The sequence below is a fragment of the Paenibacillus sp. GCM10027626 genome (assembly GCF_042676285.1).
Taxonomy (GTDB): domain Bacteria; phylum Bacillota; class Bacilli; order Paenibacillales; family Paenibacillaceae; genus Paenibacillus_Z.
Map to the genome: position 1 here is coordinate 294,565 of NZ_JBHTHC010000004.1, position 18,264 is coordinate 312,828.

At 50.8% G+C, this 18,264-nt stretch carries 21 protein-coding genes; 5 read left to right on the plus strand and 16 right to left on the minus strand.

Features of this window, described 5'->3' with window-relative positions:
- Nucleotides 1-98: 98 nt before the first annotated feature.
- Both ACFQ0N_RS11065 and ACFQ0N_RS11070 read left to right on the plus strand, forming a co-directional pair.
- On the plus strand, nucleotides 99-392 hold the full coding sequence (locus tag ACFQ0N_RS11065) for a DUF3055 domain-containing protein (protein WP_379326033.1): 294 nt from the start codon (nucleotides 99-101) through the stop codon (nucleotides 390-392).
- Nucleotides 393-441: 49 nt separating this feature from the next.
- Nucleotides 442-663 carry a hypothetical protein gene (locus ACFQ0N_RS11070; protein ID WP_379325839.1) on the plus strand — a complete coding sequence of 74 codons (222 nt, stop codon included), beginning with the start codon at nucleotides 442-444 and terminating at the stop codon, nucleotides 661-663.
- An 83-nt stretch (nucleotides 664-746) separates the two neighbouring features.
- On the opposite strand, the gene ACFQ0N_RS11075 is transcribed toward ACFQ0N_RS11070, so the two are convergent.
- From ACFQ0N_RS11075 to hisC, 9 genes are all read right to left on the minus strand, one after another.
- On the minus strand, nucleotides 747-1,622 hold the full coding sequence (locus tag ACFQ0N_RS11075; protein WP_379325841.1) for a 5'-3' exonuclease: 876 nt from the start codon (nucleotides 1,620-1,622) through the stop codon (nucleotides 747-749).
- Complete coding sequence (locus ACFQ0N_RS11080; protein ID WP_379325843.1) at nucleotides 1,622-2,821, minus strand: aminotransferase class I/II-fold pyridoxal phosphate-dependent enzyme; 1,200 nt, start codon at nucleotides 2,819-2,821, stop codon at nucleotides 1,622-1,624. Before ACFQ0N_RS11080 ends, ACFQ0N_RS11075 begins: the two co-directional genes overlap by 1 nt.
- A gap of 1 nt (nucleotide 2,822) precedes the next feature.
- The gene (locus tag ACFQ0N_RS11085) at nucleotides 2,823-3,185 is read right to left on the minus strand and encodes an arsenate reductase family protein (RefSeq protein WP_379325845.1); all 363 of its coding nucleotides are present in this window, start codon (nucleotides 3,183-3,185) and stop codon (nucleotides 2,823-2,825) included.
- Nucleotides 3,186-3,200: 15 nt separating this feature from the next.
- Nucleotides 3,201-4,100 carry an RluA family pseudouridine synthase gene (locus tag ACFQ0N_RS11090; protein ID WP_379325847.1) on the minus strand — a complete coding sequence of 300 codons (900 nt, stop codon included), beginning with the start codon at nucleotides 4,098-4,100 and terminating at the stop codon, nucleotides 3,201-3,203.
- Between the two features lie 56 nt (nucleotides 4,101-4,156).
- Nucleotides 4,157-4,729, minus strand: a complete 573-nt coding sequence (locus ACFQ0N_RS11095) for a cob(I)yrinic acid a,c-diamide adenosyltransferase (RefSeq protein ID WP_379325849.1) — start codon at nucleotides 4,727-4,729, stop codon at nucleotides 4,157-4,159.
- A gap of 128 nt (nucleotides 4,730-4,857) precedes the next feature.
- The gene (locus tag ACFQ0N_RS11100) at nucleotides 4,858-5,103 is read right to left on the minus strand and encodes an aspartyl-phosphate phosphatase Spo0E family protein (protein ID WP_379325851.1); all 246 of its coding nucleotides are present in this window, start codon (nucleotides 5,101-5,103) and stop codon (nucleotides 4,858-4,860) included.
- A 120-nt stretch (nucleotides 5,104-5,223) separates the two neighbouring features.
- Nucleotides 5,224-6,432 carry an aminotransferase class I/II-fold pyridoxal phosphate-dependent enzyme gene (locus tag ACFQ0N_RS11105; RefSeq protein WP_379325853.1) on the minus strand — a complete coding sequence of 403 codons (1,209 nt, stop codon included), beginning with the start codon at nucleotides 6,430-6,432 and terminating at the stop codon, nucleotides 5,224-5,226.
- 13 nt (nucleotides 6,433-6,445) lie between these two features.
- The gene (locus ACFQ0N_RS11110) at nucleotides 6,446-6,937 is read right to left on the minus strand and encodes an Lrp/AsnC family transcriptional regulator (RefSeq protein WP_379325855.1); all 492 of its coding nucleotides are present in this window, start codon (nucleotides 6,935-6,937) and stop codon (nucleotides 6,446-6,448) included.
- Nucleotides 6,938-7,032: 95 nt separating this feature from the next.
- Nucleotides 7,033-8,106 carry a histidinol-phosphate transaminase gene (gene hisC / locus ACFQ0N_RS11115; protein ID WP_379325857.1) on the minus strand — a complete coding sequence of 358 codons (1,074 nt, stop codon included), beginning with the start codon at nucleotides 8,104-8,106 and terminating at the stop codon, nucleotides 7,033-7,035.
- Nucleotides 8,107-8,241: 135 nt separating this feature from the next.
- Between hisC and pdxR the strand changes: the two genes are divergently transcribed.
- A complete protein-coding gene (gene pdxR / locus ACFQ0N_RS11120; protein WP_379325859.1) occupies nucleotides 8,242-9,660 on the plus strand; it encodes a MocR-like pyridoxine biosynthesis transcription factor PdxR in 1,419 nt (472 codons plus the stop codon).
- Nucleotides 9,661-9,741: 81 nt separating this feature from the next.
- On the opposite strand, the gene ACFQ0N_RS11125 is transcribed toward pdxR, so the two are convergent.
- The 7 genes from ACFQ0N_RS11125 to ACFQ0N_RS11155 all read right to left on the minus strand — a co-directional run bounded on the left by ACFQ0N_RS11125 (nucleotide 9,742) and on the right by ACFQ0N_RS11155 (nucleotide 16,879).
- Entirely contained in the window at nucleotides 9,742-10,419 is a 678-nt protein-coding gene (locus ACFQ0N_RS11125; RefSeq protein ID WP_379325861.1) for a DUF2642 domain-containing protein, read from the minus strand.
- 33 nt (nucleotides 10,420-10,452) lie between these two features.
- Complete coding sequence (locus tag ACFQ0N_RS11130) at nucleotides 10,453-10,830, minus strand: hypothetical protein (RefSeq protein WP_379325863.1); 378 nt, start codon at nucleotides 10,828-10,830, stop codon at nucleotides 10,453-10,455.
- A 180-nt stretch (nucleotides 10,831-11,010) separates the two neighbouring features.
- Nucleotides 11,011-11,928, minus strand: a complete 918-nt coding sequence (cysK, locus tag ACFQ0N_RS11135) for a cysteine synthase A (protein ID WP_379325866.1) — start codon at nucleotides 11,926-11,928, stop codon at nucleotides 11,011-11,013.
- Nucleotides 11,929-11,956: 28 nt separating this feature from the next.
- Nucleotides 11,957-13,273 (minus strand): MFS transporter, encoded by a 1,317-nt coding sequence (locus ACFQ0N_RS11140; RefSeq protein WP_379325868.1) that lies wholly within the window; start codon nucleotides 13,271-13,273, stop codon nucleotides 11,957-11,959.
- A gap of 116 nt (nucleotides 13,274-13,389) precedes the next feature.
- On the minus strand, nucleotides 13,390-13,929 hold the full coding sequence (locus tag ACFQ0N_RS11145; protein WP_379325870.1) for a hypothetical protein: 540 nt from the start codon (nucleotides 13,927-13,929) through the stop codon (nucleotides 13,390-13,392).
- A 127-nt stretch (nucleotides 13,930-14,056) separates the two neighbouring features.
- Nucleotides 14,057-14,476, minus strand: a complete 420-nt coding sequence (locus ACFQ0N_RS11150) for a DUF350 domain-containing protein (protein ID WP_379325872.1) — start codon at nucleotides 14,474-14,476, stop codon at nucleotides 14,057-14,059.
- Nucleotides 14,477-14,509: 33 nt separating this feature from the next.
- Nucleotides 14,510-16,879, minus strand: coding sequence for an endonuclease MutS2 (locus ACFQ0N_RS11155; protein ID WP_379325874.1), 2,370 nt, complete (start codon nucleotides 16,877-16,879; stop codon nucleotides 14,510-14,512).
- Between the two features lie 144 nt (nucleotides 16,880-17,023).
- Between ACFQ0N_RS11155 and ACFQ0N_RS11160 the strand changes: the two genes are divergently transcribed.
- A complete protein-coding gene (locus tag ACFQ0N_RS11160) occupies nucleotides 17,024-17,392 on the plus strand; it encodes a phage holin family protein (protein WP_379325876.1) in 369 nt (122 codons plus the stop codon).
- A 195-nt stretch (nucleotides 17,393-17,587) separates the two neighbouring features.
- Complete coding sequence (locus ACFQ0N_RS11165; protein WP_379325878.1) at nucleotides 17,588-17,977, plus strand: cupredoxin domain-containing protein; 390 nt, start codon at nucleotides 17,588-17,590, stop codon at nucleotides 17,975-17,977.
- The last annotated feature ends 287 nt before the right edge of the window (nucleotides 17,978-18,264 follow it).

Sequence of the window (18,264 nt, forward strand, 5' to 3'; positions counted from 1 at the left end):
CATAGCATACCTAATAAAGAAAGACAACATTTTGTTTTCCAGCACGAGATGCTATGATACTGATACTGAAAGATGCGTTGAATGGAGGAACGGCCGGCATGCTGCCAGATTACGATTTTATGTCAGATATGACAGAAGAAACGACGACCCGATTCGTCACCTTTATAACACCCAGCTTGAAGCGGTTTGATCTAGCGATCACTGCAACAAACCGTTTTTACGGCAAAAAGCTTGTCACCGATTTGCAAAATGGGCGAACGGTTATACTTGGTCCGGACGATCTTGAAGAGGAAGGCTATTTGGAGCATGCTTTCAAGCTTACAGAAGAGGAAGCAATGGAGCTGAATCAGTTTCTCGCCTTTGTCGTAGGCACCGTGAATTTTACAGATTGATTAGGACATAATGAAACGGTATCTTACTATCGTTGCAGGAGGTTCTATGATGCATCGCGCCAAATCTGAAGACCGTCGCGTTCGCGGCCTTTCGGCTGTGGAATTGCCGCGCAATACTTTGGCCGCAGAGGACTTTGCGGAAGGTGACTATTCTGCTGAGGAATTGCTGCAGCACCAGCTCGACCAAATCGAAGAGCTGGATGTGAGCACATTAAACGAGAAAGAACGCCTCATCATGCCTATCATTCCCGATGCCATCGATGAGCCCTAGACTTACAAATAAGAGCTGTCTCTCGGGTGCGATTTCCCTCTGCTCAAGAGACAGCTCCTTTTCCCATTGCCAGGGCAACTGCATCAACTAATTAAGGACATTAAACTTCTAAACTCCAACTGCTCGAAAATATTAACGACCTCGGCGCGATTTACCGACCAGCGGCTCTCATTCAAATCCAACTCAACCGGCGCCGCGCAATGAATCGTCGCTAATTTACGCGACAGATGCAGCATGTCCAAGTCGGCTTCAATTTTAGCCTTTACAGACTTCGTCAGGCTATCCAAATTAGCCAAAATTCCGTCTACGGATCCATATTCCTGTACGAGTTTGGCAGCCGTTTTCTCGCCAATTCCCCGCACTCCGGGATAATTATCGCTCGCATCGCCCATCAGCGCTTTAACGCAAATAATTTGCCCGGCAGTCAGCTGCCGCTCTTCCAGCAAATATTCGGGGGTATACACTGCATAATTGCCTTGACCTTTTTTCATAATGATGACGGAAATCCGCTCATCTACCAATTGCAGCAGATCGTGGTCGCCGGATAAAATCATAACATTCGCATCAGCCCTGTGCCGCTTGGCAAGCGTCCCGAGACAATCATCCGCTTCGTAGCCGGAAAGACCGATATTCGGCACGCCGAAGCTGGCGACGACCTCCTTCACCAGATCAAACTGGGGCACCAGATCTTCCGGCGCGGAAGGCCTATTTGCTTTGTACCCTGCAAATTGCTCGGTTCGGAACGTTGTGCTTCCCATATCCCAGCAGCATGCGACATGAGATGGCGAAAAACGCCCAACAGCATCCATAAAATATTTTACAAATCCATATACAGCGTTGACTGGAACACCTTCACTTGTCCGCCGTACACTTCCGCCGTAGGAATTTGCAAAAAAGGCGCGAAATAACAGAGCCATTCCATCTACCAGCAGCAATTTCGATTCCTGTGCCGTACTCATCAGCTCTCACCTCGTATAAACATTCCAATCCTGCGTGCCGCTTCAATCAGTCTTGCATCCTCCTGCACAAGCGCAAGCCGCACAAAGCCCTCGCCTTCAGCTCCAAAAGCATCGCCAGGTATAACGGCTACACCTTGCCTGATCAGCATTTCCCGGGAAATCCGACGGGAAGTCCACCCTTCCGACAGCCCCCATTGCATTTGCGGCAGACGCGCCCATACAAACATTGTCGCTTTAGGCTTATCGATCTCCCAACCCTCATCTTGCAGGGCATGCAGCAATACATCGCGCCTATGCTCATATAAAGCAGAAACAGGCTGATGTGCGCCTGACAAATCTTCATCGAGAGCAGCAATCGCCGCCTCCTGAACCGGTAAAAATACTCCATAATCAATATTAGCTTTTAGTTCCCGCAAAGCGCCAACCGCTTCCTCATTTCCTGCCAAAAAACCGATGCGGCTGCCAGCCATATTAAAGCTTTTGGACATGGAATGAAACTCTACAGCGACCTCGCTTGCATCGGCGACCTGCAAAATGCTGGGCGGCTTGCAGCCGTCAAATGCCATTTCGGAATAGGCCAGATCATGCACGATCAGCACATCATGCTGCCGCGCTGCAGCTACTGCCCGTTCAAAAAAAGACAGATCGGCAACCGCCGACACCGGATTGCTCGGATAATTGAGCAGCATAAATTTTGCTTGACGCCAAACGTGGTCGGGAATCGCCTCAAAGTCGGGCAAATATTGATTTTCTTCGTGTAAAGGCATAAAATACGGCTTAACGCCAGCAACTGCCAGCCCGGCCATATAGACCGGATAGCCTGGATCAGGGACAAGTGCAATATCTCCGCTGTTGCATATCGCCAAGGCCAAATGGCCGAGCCCGTCCTGTGATCCCATAAGCGATAGCAGTTGTGTGTCCGGATCAATGGAAATACCAAAGCGGTAAGCTAGCCATTCGGCAGCTTTAGCCAAAAAAGCGGCTGTCCCTTTCGAGCCGGGATAAGCGTAAGCGTCGCTTCTCAGCGCCGCTGCCGCCAGTGCATGACGCACCTGCTCGCTCGGCGGCTTGTCCGGGCTGCCTATGCTCAAATCGATCAAATCCAGCCCCTTGGCGCGGGCCTCCTGCTTCCAGCCGCCTACTTCAGCAAATATAGAAGAGCCCAGCTGCCCCAGTCGATCTGAACGCCAGCTTTTCATCCTACCATACCTGTTCATAATTTTCTGCCTTAAAGCCGACTGTAACCTGCTTGCCATCTGTTACAATAGGCCGTTTGATCAAGCGGCCGTTCGATGCCAGCAGCTCGATCTTTTCATCATCTGTCATACCAGCCAATTTATCCTTGAGGCCCATTTCTTTATACACTTCGCCTGAAGTATTGAAAAACTTTTTCAGCTCCAGCCCGCTTAAGGCCACCAGCTTTTTTATTTCAGCGGCGGCAGGAGCTGTCTCAAAAATGTTGTGGCGCTCCAGCTCGTAATTTTTGTTTTGCAGCCATTTTACAGCATCCCGGCACGTTCCGCATTTCGGGTATTCGTACACGGTTAATTGTTTGGAATTCATGATACCATCCTGCTCCTATTCTTGTTCGTTCACTAAACTCTTTTCCAGCCGAACTAAATCCTCCGGCAGCGCTGCCTCCCATTCCATCCACTTCCGACTGATCGGGTGGGTAAAGCCAAGCACTGCGGCATGCAATGCCTGCCTGTTTACAACCGCCTCCAGTTCAGGTATCCCGCCACATAGCGGATCCGCTGCAAAGCCGTACATCTGGTCGCCAATAAGCGGACAGCCGCTATGCTTCATATGTACGCGTATTTGATGCGTCCTGCCTGTCTCCAGACGCAGCTTGACCTTGGAGGCAGCGCCCTGCCGGTAGACTGCTGCAGTTTCATAATGGGTAATGGATGGATAGCCGCCAGCGGTCACAATGCGAATATGCGGTGATTCGGGGTCGCGGTCAATGGGAGCGTCTATCGTGCCCACTGCCGGGTCAGGCACCTTGTAAACGTAGGCCAAATAAGCTTTGAACACCTTTCCTGCTTGCAATTGCTCCGATAGCTGCTGGTGAATGTAAGGATTTTTGGCAATGGCGACAAGTCCGGAAGTATCTTCATCCAGACGATGGATCGGTCGAAACCGGACCTTCTCTCCCCGCTGCCGCCAATATTCGACCACTCCATTGGCCAGCGTGCCTGTGTAGTGCCCATGGGTCGGATGAACGACAATGCCTGGCGGCTTGTTTACGACGAGCAAGTCTCGATCCTCATAGACAATATCAAGCTCCATCGGCTCCGGCTGGATATCGTCCGAATACTCTTGCTCCATCCGCAGCTCGATCAAGTCTCCCTCCCGCACTTTCCAGCTCGTATAGACGCGCTCGCCATTGACCGTAATCCCGCGCTCAGTCAGTTTGAGCCGGGACAGCAGCTTGCGCGAAACGCCCAGCTTACGTTCCAGCACTTTACGCACCGTCATCCCGTCCTCCTGGCCGGTCACTCGGGCAGCAAGGGGCTCATAATATTGTTCATCACTCATGATCGTTTGCGAAAAACTTCTGCACTTCGCACATATTCAGTATCGGCTGCACCCAGTCGGGCATTAGCGAGCCGCGCAGCCGCAAACAAATAGTCAGACAGACGGTTGACGTAGATGAGCACGGCATCATTGACCGGAAGCTCGGCCGCCATCGTAACGATCCTCCGCTCGGCTCTGCGGCATACTGTCCGGCATACATGCAGCACTGCCGACAGCTCGCTGCCGCCCGGCAAAATAAAACGGGTTATTTCCGGGCTATCGGCAACATGCCGATCCATCCAGCTCTCCAGACGGGATGCAGGCTCTGCCGTCATCTTGAACTGCTTGCCCTCAGCATCCGCAAATGCCAAATCCGAGCCGCAGTCAAACAGCTCCTGCTGGATCTCCAGCAATTGTTCAGCCAGCTCTGTTAACGCTTCGCTCTTGCTTGCCAACGCTGCAGCTTGCCCGACAAATGAATTTAATTCATCAATTGTGCCATATGCTTCGACGCGCAGATCATCCTTGCGGACTCTGCCGCCCTTCACTGACGTTTCTCCGCGGTCACCGGTTCGTGTGTATAATTTCATCCGTTATACTCCTCTAATGAGATTAAATCAGCATTATGTCTACGACAACTATAGCATAGAAACTGCATTTGAAAAAGAAAAGAAGCCTCTATGGCAGAGGCTTCCATCGACAGCAGCTTCCCTGGCGGTCAAGTCCGTAAAGAACTTAATATAAGACGGAGCTGCATATATTCGTTAATCTTTATATCCAACTTACGGCTAATGTCGATCATAACATCAGAGTTGATCGTGTCCTGTTCCCGGTATGAATGTTCCATCATCTGACGCAGGGCGTAGATTTCATCTTCCAACACTTGAACGGATGAGGAGTACTGCTTTGCTTGCTTGGAACCGGGAGCGCCTAACAACGAATGTTCACAATCCGCACAAGCCACGGTCATTCCTCCTTCTGGTCACTTGAGCCGATCCTGCAATACTTGATCGAGAAGGGTTCAAAGGAATAAATACACCTGTTTAAAATGATAGCACATATTTACCAAACTGAGAACATTTTTCTAACCTTTTTTCACTTTATCCACAAAACTTCCAATTCTTTCTATAGCCTCAGTCAGCTGTGAAACCGATGTGGCATAGGAGCACCGCAGATGGCCTTCTCCTCCTGAGCCGAACACATAGCCCGGAACAGCAGCCACCTTGCCTTCATGCAGCAGCCGGGTCGAAAATTCTTCCGAGCTTAGCCCGGTGGATTTAATCGAAGGGAACGCATAGAACGCCCCTTGCGGCTCATGGCATTCCAGACCGATTTCCCGGAAGCCGCTCACGACAAGACGACGGCGCTGATTGTAGGACTCGATCATCCGGTCTTTCTCCTCCAGCCCGTTGCGCAGCGCCTCCAGCGCGGCCACCTGCCCCATAATCGGCGCACACATCACTGTATACTGGTGAATCTTCAGCATCGCGCTAATCAGATCCGGATGCCCGCACGCGTAGCCCATGCGCCAGCCCGTCATAGCGAACGCTTTGCTAAAGCCGCTGACCAGGATCGTACGGTCCTTCATCCCAGGCATCGCGGCAAAGCTGACATGCTTCTTATTGTAAGTCAGCTCAGCATAGATCTCGTCAGAGATAACGATCAAATCGTTCTCCTCGACGACCTTGGCAATCGGGAGCCAGTCCTCGTAAGTCATAATTCCGCCTGTCGGATTGCTTGGATAGCACAGAATCAGCACTTTCGAACGCGGCGTAATTGCGGCCTTCAGCGCTTCGGCACGCAGCTTAAACTCATCCTTGGCTGTCGTTTCGATGCCAACAGGCACTCCACCGCTCAATGAAGTGATCGGCGAATAGGAAATGTAACAAGGCTCTGGCACTAATATTTCGTCTCCTGGGGCAATCAGCGCCCGCAGCGCCAAATCAATCGCCTCGCTGCCGCCTACCGTCACTAGTATTTCCTTAGCTGGATCGTAAGTGACTTTGAACTGATTATGAAGATAAAGGCCAATCTCTTCGCGCAATTCAGGCATTCCGGCATTCGATGTATATTGAGTTTTTCCGGTCTCCAAGGAATAGACGCATGCTTCGCGCACATGCCACGGGGTTACGAAATCCGGCTCACCGACTCCGAGCGTAATGATATCCTTGCGTCCTGCCGCCAAGTCAAAAAAGCGGCGAATGCCCGACGGCTTCATCGAACGCGCGCTTGGAGATAAATAACCGCTCATCGATTTGTCTATCAATTGCTGCTTCTCTTCATCTTTAATCATCGCGCTGCACCTCTCACGGGGAAATCGGGAGACGGCGATCCTCTACATGCTCTTCAAAAATAATGCCGTCCTGCTTATATTTTTTCAAAATAAAGAATGTTTTCGTAGAAAGCACCGCATCGATCGGCGACAGTCTGCTCGAGACGAAGGAGGCCACTTCATTCAGGCTTTTCCCTTCAACTTCAACGAGCAAATCATAGGCTCCCGACATCAAATAAACGGATTTTACCTCCGGATACAAATAGATGCGCTCGGCAATGCCTTCAAAGCCGCGGCCGCGCTCAGGCGTTATCTGCACTTCGATCAAGGCCGTTACCTTATCGTCATCTACTTTGCTCCAGTTAGCAACGGTCGCATATTTGACGATGATGTGCTCCTGCTCCATCTCCGCGATTGCCTGCTTCACCTCCGCCGCCGTCACATCCAGCATCGTCGCAATAAGCTCCGCGCTGCGGCGCGCATCTTCCTTCAGCAGCTCTAAAATTTTCTTCTTCAGCTCATTCATCGTCAATACCTCCCGATTACTTGCCTCCACTTGAATTGAACAAATTTATAAGCTCTATATTACAACGAATCCAAGCTTCCTGCAAAGCAGAAATACTATTGCGGACTCTGTCCCGTTATTTCGGCCAATGTTTTCAGCAATTGCTCCAGCTCGGCCCCCGTTCCGATGCTTATCCGCAGCCACTCATTGATTCTCGGATGCGGGAAATGACGAATAAAAATATTTCTCCGCGTCAGTTCAGAAGCTATCCGCTCAGCCGTCATCGCCCCTGATGGCCGGCAGAGCACAAAATTAGTTTCACTTGGGAGCACGTCAAAATTCATTTGCTGCAGCTGGCGGATAAATTGGCTGCGGTTTTTAACCGTCTGCTCCACTGTCCACTTCAAATAAGCGGTATCCTGCAGCGCCGCCAGCGCAAGCGAGCGGCTGATCGCATTAACATTATAAATGTCTCTGCCCTTTTCCAGCGCTGCAATCAATTCGCGCGATGCCGCGCAATAACCGACCCTTGCCCCGCAAAGAGCGTACGCTTTGGAAAACGTCCGGAGCACGATGACATTGTTATATTTTTGCAGCAGCGGCAGTGCGCTTGCATGCTGCGGAGAAAAATCGATATAAGCTTCATCGATCAGCACCAGCCCGTCAAAGCTTTGTACAAGCCGCTCCACTTCCTCCGCCGCCAGCAGCAGTCCAGTCGGCGCATTTGGATTGACCAGCACGACCGCTTTCGCATCCGCGGCCAGCAAAGCGTCAACATCGATTGTGAAATCGTCCCGCGTTGGGACTGCTATGCAGGAAGCCTGGAAGCTTGCGGCTGTTGTGTGATAGAGCGAGAATGTCGGATCCGGTATGGCCACGCGGCCGCCCGGGCCTACAAAAACTTTAAAAAACAAGGAAATGATTTCGCTGGAGCCATTGCCGCAAAACACCTGCTGCCATTCGATCCCGAGCTGCTGCGCAATCAACTGGCGCAGCTGCACGCAGCCGGGATCAGGATATCGCCGCAACTGCTCCTCAGCAAACGTGCGGAGCGCATTTAATACGCCGGGCGAAGGCGGATAGGGGCTTTCGTTCTGATTCAGCTTTAAGGCTGTTGTTCCTTCAGGCGGCTGCTCGCCGAGCGCATAAGTCGTCAACGCATCGATATGCGGCAAAATATAGTTGGTCATAAATGTTTCCTCCTTTTTGAGGTTGCCCCTCATGATATTGAAATGTTACGATCATCCTAATCGAATTTTGTCATTCGTAAAATGTACAAAATCTATTTTTTTAAGATGACAGATTTCAGCAAAGGAGGTGCAGTCATGATAGAAATAACCTTTCGGTTGGACGATGCCTCAGGCGAACCGCTTTATTTGCAAATTTATCAGTACATCAAACATGAAATTATCGCCGGCCGCCTGTCTGCCGGCACACGGCTGCCGGCCATCCGGACGCTTGCCGACAGTCTTGGCACCAGCCGTACCCCGGCAGCTCTCGCTTATGAGCAATTGCTTGCCGAAGGCTATGTAAGAAGCAAGCCGCGCTCCGGTTTATACGTGGCCGTACTCGATCCGTTACCGCAGCAAGCTGTCGAGCCTGATATCGCCGGCGGCGGGCAGACACTGCCCCGCGCTTATCACGCCCTTCCGGGAAGCGGAAATTATGATTTTGGATACGGGGCCGTCGATCTGGGCCATTTCCCGCTTTCCAAATGGAAGGCGCTGCTCAGCCGCTGCTTTTTGCCGGAGAACAGTCATGTCCTGCTCTACGGGGACTATCAAGGGGAATTGGAGCTGCGGCAGGAAATCGCCGCCTATGTCCGTCAAATTCGCGGCGTGCGTTGTACGGCAGAACAAATTGTCATCGGGGCCGGAACGTACCACTCCCTTGATTTGCTGTTGCAGCTGCTTGATGGCGATGTCGCCGCCATCGCCGCCGAAGACTCTGTTAACGATGGCGTTAAAGCATTGCTGGAACGGTCCGGCCTGCCGATCCGGCCGCTTCGTCTGGAAGAAGACGGCATAAATATAGCGGATGTGTACGCCTCTGACGCCCAGGCGGTATACGTCACACCTTCCCATCAGTTTCCCTTCGGGATGACATTATCGATTGGCAAGCGCATCAAGCTGCTGGAATGGGCAAGCAGCAGCGGCGGCTTTGTTATCGAGAATGATTACGATGGCGAATACCGCTACGGCGGCCGCCCGATTCCGGCCTTGCAGGGGCTTGACGAGAATGGGCGGGTCGTCTATGTCGGCACCTTCTCCAAATCGCTTATTCCGTCACTTCGGCTCAGCTATATGATTTTACCGCCCTCCCTACTTTCGCGTTTTCGCGCCAGACAGCATAGCTATGATCAGCTCGCTTCGCCAATTTTTCAAAAGACGCTGCAGCTCTTCATGCAATCCGGAGACTTTGAGCGCCATATCCGTAAAATGAGAAAAGTGTACAGCCTCAAGCGCGACCATCTTATTGCCGCCATACGTTCCAAGCTGGGTCAGGCCGTTACGATCATCGGCTCGGGCTCAGGGCTGCATATACTGCTGCAGCCTAATAATGGCTGTACCGAGCAGCAGCTCGTACAGCTAGCCAAGGAGAAAGGCGTACATGTATACCCTACCTCTATTTATTCCCTTGGGCCTTCCCTGGCGTCACCCGCCACTGTGCTGCTCGGGTTTGGCGGATTAAGCGAGCAGGAAATTACAGCCGGCATAGAACGTCTGGCGCAGGCCTGGCTGTGAAGCTTATTCCAACCGCCAACAACAAAAAAGGAGTATGCCGTCATTTTTAACAATGACCGGGCAAACTCCCTCTTAGAAAGGTTATGGCAAATGAACCGTTTTAATATGGTTGAGAGACAGCAGTACCGGACTGCCGTCCGCATTCGTTAATTCTGCCATATTCTGCTCTACTTTTTTCAATACACCGACTTTATTCGGGGATTCTCCCAAATCAAAGACGGCAAACTCGCCAACCATCTTTAGTAATTGCTGGTCAAAGGTGCGCGAAAGCTTGACGGGCGATGGCTTCAGCGGAAACTTTTCCTGCGTTAGCGTGTACGGTGTCATATTCGGACTGTATGGAATCAAATATTTCAAATGATATATGGAAATAATGACTGTATGATATACAGGCGAATAAAACACGAAAAAATCGTTCATCACACTTGTAATATAACCATGAATCGTATGATTACCTGTTACATACAGCTCAGAAAACATGCCTTTTGCATTCATCAATACTTTTCGATAGGAAATAGCTTCGTTCGAACGTTCAAACTCAAGCGGAATATCGGTCGCGGTCAGAAACTCCCCAATGTCTGTATCGCTCGTCACGATTCGAATCTGCAGTATGTGCTGCAGAGGAATAAATAAATATTGTATCCCATTAAACAACACTACTATATCTTGACCCGAATCGATAATTTTGCCATAAGCCGGCTCTGTCCTGCCTGCGATCTTAAGCTCAACATACTGGTCTATTAACGTCTTGCGATTCATCCACCTCGCCTCCTTTCATACATAACTTGCCTCCTAGCTGCGGCGATTATTAATGCTGGCATGCGAACGACTACATAAGCCGCAGCGATCGCGTCTCCTGCCTTTCAAACTGCCGCTTGTCGAGCGCGGCCGCGCAGTTCTGCGTTTGCGTTTGAGAGCAGTACGTTTTTTAAGGCGTTTTCTGGCTGCTGGCGTCTTCAGTTTCTTCACTGGCCTGCGGAAGCACCTTTTCTTCCTGATGCGCTTGCGGGCAGGACACGGACGCGTTCCAGTAATTGGACTGGACAACCTCTCTCCGTCCTCAGCCAAGTCCGGATTCTCAATCAATCCTGTCTCCGGGCTATTCACTTCCTCTACTTTTTCTGAAATCCCTTCATAGGGACGGTTCCTATGTCCATCTGGGTTGCTCATGTTGAAATTCCCTCCAAAATGATAAACTGTGATATATTAATCATATGTATGAGGTAAACAAGCGGTACTAGATTGACATCTATTTTAAAAATAATAATATAATCACCCGGTCATGATAGATGGATTAGCACAATAAAAGCCTCTGTACTCACTGCAACAAGTGAATACAGAGGCTTTTTTTCAAAAGATTCCCATACTTAAATAACGCTCGCCGCTATCCGGCGCCATGCATAGCACACGTTTTCCCGCACCGAGCTTGCGGGCGTATTGCAGTGCCGTCCACACCGCCGCCCCGGACGAAGGTCCAATCAGCAGCCCTTCCTTCCGGGCCAGCGCCCGCATTGTGTCCAGCGCATCCTCATCGGACACCTGTACAATATCATCATATACCTTCGTATTAAGTATAGCGGGCACAAAGCCCGGGCTTGTTCCTACAAGCTTGTGCGGCCCAGGCACTCCTCCGGATAGTACTGGCGAACCCAGCGGTTCCACTACAGCTATATGTAGCCCGGGAATCGCTTCTTTTAACGTTTCACCTGTGCCTGTAATCGTTCCTCCCGTCCCGGCAGTAGCCACGAACACATCAAGCTTGCCGCCCGTCTGACGAATGATCTCCTCAGCTGTTGTCGTGCGGTGAATATCCGGATTCGCTTTATTCTCGAACTGATTCGGAATGTAGCTGCCCGGCAGCTCCGCTTGAAGCTCCCTCGCTTTGGCAATGGCCCCGGGCATACGCTCTGCCGCAGGAGTGAGCACAACCTCGGCGCCATAAGCTTTAAGCAAGCCGATTCGTTCCTTGGACATATTGTCCGGCATTACAAGAATTAAGCGGTAGCCATTGGCCGCTGCATTCATCGCCAGCCCGATTCCGGTATTGCCGCTGGTCGGCTCAATAATTGTAGCGCCGGAAGCAATTAATCCCCGCCGCTCCGCATCGGCAATCAGCGCCGAGGCCGCCCGATCCTTGACACTGCCGCTAGGATTAAACCGCTCCAGCTTGACCATAACCTCTGCATCATTGCTGCCTGTCATTCTCCCCAATACGACGACGGGCGTATTGCCGATTAACTCCGTTACACTGTTGACGATATTGCCCAATTAATTCTCCTCCCCCATCAAAAAACAGCTATTTCCGGGCGGCTGCCATATCCTTCATGCCGATGACAGATTGGATACAAAACCAGCCTACAACCGGAAACAAGCCGACTGCAAGCAATAGCCAAGGAACAGCCTGCGGGTAGCGGCCCGCAAATGGAAGCACGATAAGATATGCGGCCAAACCGAGCAACCGCCCCGACGTCAGCGCCGCCTCGCGCAGTACAACAAATTCCTCCCGGTGCTTTGCACTCGCTTCATTCCGGCCGATTAAATCAAAAACAACCGAAGTCATCGGAATATGATATAGCGGCATAAAAATCGATGTGCTAATGCCAAAAACAAGCAGCGTCGTGTAGCTCAGCGGCCAAAACAGCGGGGTAACCGCCGCGGCAATCGTTAATGCCCCGATGATCATCGCAATCCGTCTCCGGCCCGGTTTCAACAGCTTGCCGATTAAAAAGAAGCTGACCAAAGCGACCAGTGATGTAATAAGGGAATAATTGCCCAGCTTCTGCTCATTTTTCGTCGCAATAAAGACGAGCAGCCCGATCAAGAACATGAAAACACCTTCCCGGACGCCCTGGGCCGCTAATGCCGGCACAGCCTTCCGCCACGGATTGCCCCGCTCCGCCAGCTGCTTTATACCGTGCTTCCAGTCATAACGGCCTTCTATATCCCGCTTGCGCAGCCCGAAGCTCAGCAGCGCGGCTACAACAAAAATGACCGCCGAAATTGTAAATATAATGCTGTATCCGCGCTCACCTTGGCTTAATGTAATAATCGTTCCCGATAACCATGGCACAACGATCCCTGCACCGGAACCGAGCAAGCCTGCCCAGCCATTAAAGCGATCCCGATTGCCCGGTTCTGTAATTTCAAAATAGACTACATTATACGCAAGCCAAAAGCAGCCCAGCGCAATGCCATTAACAGCACCGAGCAAGTACGCATAAGTGACCGCCGTTTTGCCAAGCAGCAGAACAATAAAATAAAAAACCCCCGACAGCGCTACGCCGAGTCGAAGGCTATTCATTTTGTTATATTCCTTGACCCACTTTCCAGCCAGCCAGAACGTAAGGCCGCTAACGGCATATTGAACAAAATTAAACCAGCCGATCAATCCGTACGATTGACTCGCTTTCCACAGATAGATTGGCAAAAACGTGCCTGACAATGCATTGGCAATACCATACAGCCCTTGCACTGTCAGCAGCAACATCGCTTGCCGATCCAAAGCCCGGCTATTCGGATTACGATCGTGCTGTTCAAACGCCGCTATTCGCAGCTTTTTACGCGTTAACGCCGCAAACCAGCCTGACAGCATCGATTGCTTGCCTTGCTCCAAGCCGCATCCCTCCTGCTTGTTGTACTTACATGTCGTGTTGTAAGATTCCCCAATGCAGGATGAGGCATGCCGCCATAAATCAATTTCAACTATTTACCAGCTCCCACTTACCGGAATTACCGGAGCTTATCGGCTGCCCGTGACAAAGTATGAACAAGCCTTTCCTGATCTGCTTTATCCAGCTTGCTCTGCATTGTAAAGCATGTCGGACAAATGTAGCGAATAATCGCAAATGGGGGCGAAAGCAGCGGCTCCTCGAGTGCAGGCACATGCGTGGATACAAAGCTTCCTCCGTCGACCGTTTCTTTGCCCGCTTCCAGCATATATTCTCTGCAGGACGGACATTCAGGCACTTCCTCCTGCTGATCCAGCATTTTTTCTACCGTTTCTTCCAGCGCCAAATGCTCTCTCGTGCGGCTTAAAAATGGAACAACATCAGCCTCACGGCTCATATACCGCTCCTCTTGCTCCTCCTCAAGCTCGTCATCCTCATCATCTTCATCATCCTGGCCATCGATCGCATCGATGCCGATTCGTACAGTCCGATACCCTGACAACTCGTTGTCGCAATGCGGACAATATCGTTCAGGACCAATCTCCTCATCCCACACAATTTCCGTCTGACACCAAGGACATATCGTTCCCTGCTCCTCCATCCGCGTTCCTCCTCATTTTTTATGATAAATAATAGATGCCCAAGGCAAAAAACAACACCGCTATAACAATTAATGTCCCCCATAAATATTTCATGATTGAATGCAGCCCTTCCTTATCCTTAACTAGCTACACCACGGCAGCTCCAATAACAAATGAAAGCGAAATCGAAATAACCATCGCAATAAAGCCTACCGCGCGGTTGTCCCGCGCAATCTCTTCATCGATCCGAAATACGGGTGTAAGAAATTCAAACAGGAAATAAGAGGCCAGCAGCAGCATAAAGCCGAATGCTGACCAAATCATCGCATGATATACGGTATCATTTGCCTTGATTGAAAAATGAAAGATGTTGCATATGCCGAATATTTTGCCGCCTGTGGCCATCGCTACAGCCATATTGCCCTTCTTGATTTCGTCCCAGCATTTATACTTGGTGACCAGCTCGAACACAAACAAAAAAACGACAAGCGCCAAAACGGTAACTGACAAATAAGCAAGCGTTGCAGCGTAGGGATTGCTTAGCAGTTCATCGATATTTTGCACCATTAAAAGGCCTCTCTCCCTTCATGGTTGATCCGGTTACTTAATTTCCGCAACCGTAACCCCGGTTCCGCCCTCGCCGTAATTGCCCAGACGGTAGCTTTTGACATGCTTATGCCTGCGCAAAAACTCACTAATGCCGGAGCGCAGGATGCCTGTACCTTTGCCATGAATAATATAGACCTGTCCAAGCCCTCCAAGGAAGGACTCATCCAGAAAGCGGTCCACTTCCACGATGGCTTCCTCCAGATTGGCGCCGCGCAAATCCAGCTCCATCCGAACATTCTCATCCCGCGTTCTTTTCAGGCTGGCTGCTTGCTTCGGCTGCTGCACCTTAGCGCCAGCAGCAGAGCTTTTCACAAGCTCCAAATCATCAAGCGCAACCTTCATCTTCAAAATCCCAAGCTGAACAAGGGCATCCTGCCCGCTAATTTCAACGACATGGCCGCGCTGATTCAAGCTGTAGACCATAACCTCATCGCCTGCGCCAATTTTTTGCGGCTTAGCCTGCTTCGCTTTCATCGCCCTGGAAGTCTTGTGCAGCTCCGGCGCGGCCTCATCCAACTGCCGTTTGGCAGCGATAAGCTTATGCTCCTTGACGGACGTCCCTTCTTCCAGCGCCAGCCGGCGCAAATCGGCAATGATTTCCTCGGCCTCCCGTTTGGCCTTGGCGACTGCTTCCGCAGCCTCTTCCTGCGCTTTTATGAGCATTTTCTCCCGCTGCGCTTCGAATTTGCGCATTTCGGCCTCATAGCGGTCACGCTGCCGCTCCATTTCCTTGCGCAGCGATTCCGCCGTTTGCCGCTCCGCTTCTGCGCCGAGGCGATCCTCTTCCAAGGAAGCGATCATATTTTCGACGCGCATATCCTCTTCGCTCACTTCGCCGCGGGCATGCTCAATAATGGAACGCTGCAGTCCCAGACGCTCTGCGATCGCGAACGCATTACTGCGTCCAGGTACGCCGACCAGCAAGCGGTACGTAGGGCTCAAGGTTTGCACATCAAATTCCATACTGGCATTGATGATGCCTTTTCGATTATAGGCATAAGCCTTTAATTCACTATAATGCGTCGTAGCGACAATGCGGCAGCCCAGACGATGCATATGCTCCAAAATCGCAATCGCCAGCGCAGAGCCTTCAGCGGGATCCGTGCCGGCCCCAAGCTCATCAAGCAGCACCAGGCTTTTCGGCGTCATATTTTTTAAAATCCGAATAATATTGGTCAAATGACTAGAGAATGTACTTAAATTTTGCTCAATGCTCTGCTCGTCCCCGATATCGGCATAAATGGCGTCAAAAACACAGAGCTGACTGCCGTCCTCCGCTGGCACGAACATGCCCGACATCGCCATCAGGCTTAATAAGCCGATCGTCTTGAGCGATACCGTCTTGCCTCCTGTATTCGGTCCGGTCACAATAATCGCCGAATATGAATTGCCCAGTTCTACATCAGTTGGCACCACCGCTTCATCCGCGATTAGCGGGTGCCGGCCGCGGCGCAATTTCAAAAAACCGCGGTCGTTCATGCGCGGCAGCGTCGCTTTCATCTGATGCGCCATTCTCGCCTTGGCAAACGTAAGATCAAGCAAGGCTAATACATCCAGATCCAGCAACAGCTCGTCTGCGTAATCCGCCGTCATAGCCGTCAGACGCTGCAGTATTTTTTCAATTTCACGTGCTTCCGCCGACCGCAATTCCCGCAGCTTGTTATTCATCGCGACAATCGCTTCCGGTTCAATAAACAGCGTAGCCCCCGATCCGGATTGATCGTGTACGATTCCGCCAAAATGCGAGCGGTACTCTTGCTTGACCGGAATGACAAAGCGATCGCCGCGAATTGTGACAATGGCGTCCTGCAGCATTTTTTGCACGGTCGAAGAGCGGACCATCTGCTCCAGCTTTTCGCGGATGCGGGCCTCCCCGCTGCGAAGCTCGCGCCGGATCGAGGCAAGCTCGGTGCTGGCACTGTCCATTACTTCGGCCTGTTCATCTATACAAGCCAAAATGGCATCCTCCAGCACCTTATGCTCCGTCAGCTGTTCGGCTTGCGCTGCCAACAGCGGCATCGGATCATCGTCATGCAACTGCAAAATATGCCGCTTCACTCTCCGCCCGCCGCGCACAGTCTCGGCAATTTCCAGCAGCTCTGCCGGACTCAGCGTTCCGCCAATGCGCGAACGCAGCAAAGCGGCGCGAATGTCGGTGATGCCGCCGAATGGAGCGCTGCCTTTCAGCCGATCCGCCTTGTAGGCTTCGTCCGTCGCCTGAAGCCTTAGCTTGACTTCCTCAATATCGGAGCTCGGCGCGATTGCTTCTGCAGCCGCTTTACCGAGCGATGTCGCTGCATGCTGTGAAAGTTTATATACAATTTTCGAAAACTCAAGTGTTTGTAATATTTTTGTATCCATGAACTGAGCCAACTCCCCTCGCTCCTTATTATAGCCGAAGCTGACAACGTATGCCATGACGTAAGCTACCATGCATGACATCGATAAGGAAGGAAATAATAATTTTGTATCATCACCACAACCATATTACAGGAGGTTCACCGTATGCAAATTTTAGGACATATTGTCCGCTTTATCGTCTCGGCTATCGTGCTGATGGTCGTAGGTTTTATTGTACCCCAATTCAGCGTTGGCGGCTTCTGGAGCGCTCTGGTGCTTGCTGTCGTGATCGCTGCATTGGGCTGGGTTGTTGAAGGCATCTTCGGCAAGCGCGTTACTCCGTTCGGCCGCGGTATCGTTGGCTTCCTGGCGAGCGCGGCAGTAATCTGGGTTGCCCAGTTTATCGTCGGCGGCGTATCCGTATCATGGCTTGGCGCGATACTGGCTGCGCTTGTTATCGGGATTATCGACCTGTTCATACCCGTTAGCAGCCCTTACGAAGCAGGCCGCAACAAGGGTGAAAAGCGCGCCTAATTTCATGAAGGCCGGTTCTTAGCAGAAGCGTAAGCAGCAGCTGCTCAGAATCGGTCTTTATTTTTTCACAGTTTGTTCATTAAAATGTTAAAATAAAAATCGTTCATGAGTTCGTCACAGGCTTTCCCTCCGTTTAACGCTATACTAGTATTTGCATTCAATTGTCAAATACTTCATAAAACGGAGGTCGGTATTATGTTGAAAAAAGCTGCATTTCTTATGATGTTGGCAGCACTCATTCTCGTCGTCGCAGCTTGCGGTTCGTCGGGCAAAAATAATGATAAACAGCCAGCAAGCGGCAATAAAGAAACGGAACAAACTGCATCTGCCGAAGTTGTCATCAAGGCATCCAACTGGGAATTTGACCAGCCAACTTACACAATTAAAAAAGGCGAGCCAACTAAAATTACGTTGGAATCTTTATCAGGCGTACATGGCATAACAGTTGATAAAATCATAAAAGATCTTGATAACGGAAAATCGGAAGTCGTTACAGTGAATGAAGCTGGCGAATACGAGCTGTACTGCAGTCGTCTATGCGGCACAGGCCACAGCAAAATGAAAGCAAAATTGATTGTAGAGTAGCAGGTAAACGATCCTGAAAGCTGCCCGATCTAGCTAGATGCCATCTTTATTCCTCTGATGGCGCCGCGAGAGCGGCATGGACTGGACGTCTAACTGTATATTTTGCAGGTAAATTCGCTAGAATTGGTGGAACGGCCTATACTAACTGGAAAAACTGCATTTAAAACGGATGATTTATGGTGTGATCACCTTTTTTGCTAAAAGTAAATGGAAGTTTTCCATTTAGCTTTCGTCTTTCGTTCTAGAGCGGCAAATTACCGGCATGAAATCCATTTAGCTGCGTCCTG